The organism is Saccharopolyspora sp. NPDC050642, from assembly GCF_040654735.1.
GTDB lineage: Bacteria > Actinomycetota > Actinomycetes > Mycobacteriales > Pseudonocardiaceae > Saccharopolyspora > Saccharopolyspora elongata.
This window is the reverse complement of record NZ_JBFAIN010000088.1, coordinates 1,945-3,259: the sequence shown is the minus strand read 5'-3', so window position 1 is coordinate 3,259 and position 1,315 is coordinate 1,945. Positions and strand designations below refer to the sequence as shown.

Annotated in this window: 1 rRNA gene (cut by a window edge); it reads left to right on the top strand. The window is 56.5% G+C overall.

The features are described 5' to 3' along the window. Positions 1-63 precede the first annotated feature (63 nt). Positions 64-1,315, top strand: a 23S ribosomal RNA gene (locus AB0H93_RS44160); it runs 1,901 nt beyond the window's last position.

Sequence of the window (1,315 nt, the reverse complement as noted above, 5' to 3'; positions counted from 1 at the left end):
GGGTGTTTTCTTGTGTGTTTGGTTGTTGTTTGAGAACTGTATAGTGGGTGCGAGCATCTTTGTGGCCAAGTTATGTAGGGCACATGGTGGATGCCTTGGTACCAGGAGCCGATGAAGGACGTGGGAGACTGCGATAGTCCTCGGGGAGTTGTCAACCGAGCTGTGATCCGAGGGTGTCCGAATGGGGTAACCCAGCCCGAGTGATGTCGGGTTACTCATGCCTGAATATATAGGGTATGAGGGGGAACGCGGGGAAGTGAAACATCTTAGTACCCGCAGGAAGAGAAAACACTGGTGATTCCGTGAGTAGTGGCGAGCGAAAGCGGAGGAGGCTAAACCGTGCGCGTGGGATACCTGGTAGGGGTTGCGTGTGCGGGGTTGTGGGACGCTGCTGGGTAGATCTACCAGTCTGCCAGCGTTGTTGTGTGGGTTAGTCGAATGGTTTGGGAAAGCCAGCCGTAGTGGGTGAGAGTCCCGTAGGCGAAAATTCATGCAATGCGTGTGGTGGTGTTCCCGAGTAGCAGCGCTTTCGTGGAGGGTGCTGTGAATCTGGCGGGACCACTCGCTAAGCCTAAATACTTCCTGGTGACCGATAGTGGATAGTACCGTGAGGGAATGGTGAAAAGTACCCCGGGAGGGGAGTGAAAGAGTTCCTGAAACCGTGTGCCTGCAATCCGTCAGAGCCTTCGGGTGATGGCGTGCCTTTTGAAGAATGAGCCTGCGAGTTACTGCTGCGTGGCGAGGTTAACCCGTGTGTGGGGTAGCCGGAGCGAAAGCGAGTCTGAAGAGGGCGTTTGAGTCGCGTGGTGTAGACCCGAAGCGGAGTGATCTACCCATGGCCAGGGTGAAGCGCGGGTAAGACCGTGTGGAGGCCCGAACCCACCAGGGTTGAAAACCTGGGGGATGAGTTGTGGGTAGGGGTGAAAGGCCAATCAAACTCCGTGATAGCTGGTTCTCCCCGAAATGCATTTAGGTGCAGCGTTGCGTGGTTGCTTGGGTGGGGTAGAGCACTGGTTGGTTGATGGGCCTTCGCGGGTTACTGAGATCAGCCAAACTCCGAATACGCCTGAGTTTGAGCGTGGCAGTGAGACGGCGGGGGAGAAGCTTCGTCGTCGAGAGGGAAACAGCCCAGAGCATCGGCTAAGGCCCCTAAGTGTGCGCTTAGTGGGAAAGGATGTGGGATCGCCGAGACAACCAGGAGGTTGGCTTAGAAGCAGCCATCCTTGAAAGAGTGCGTAATAGCTCACTGGTCAAGTGGTCCTGCGCCGACAATGTAGCGGGGCTGAAGCGCACCGCCGAAGCCATGCCAGCACGT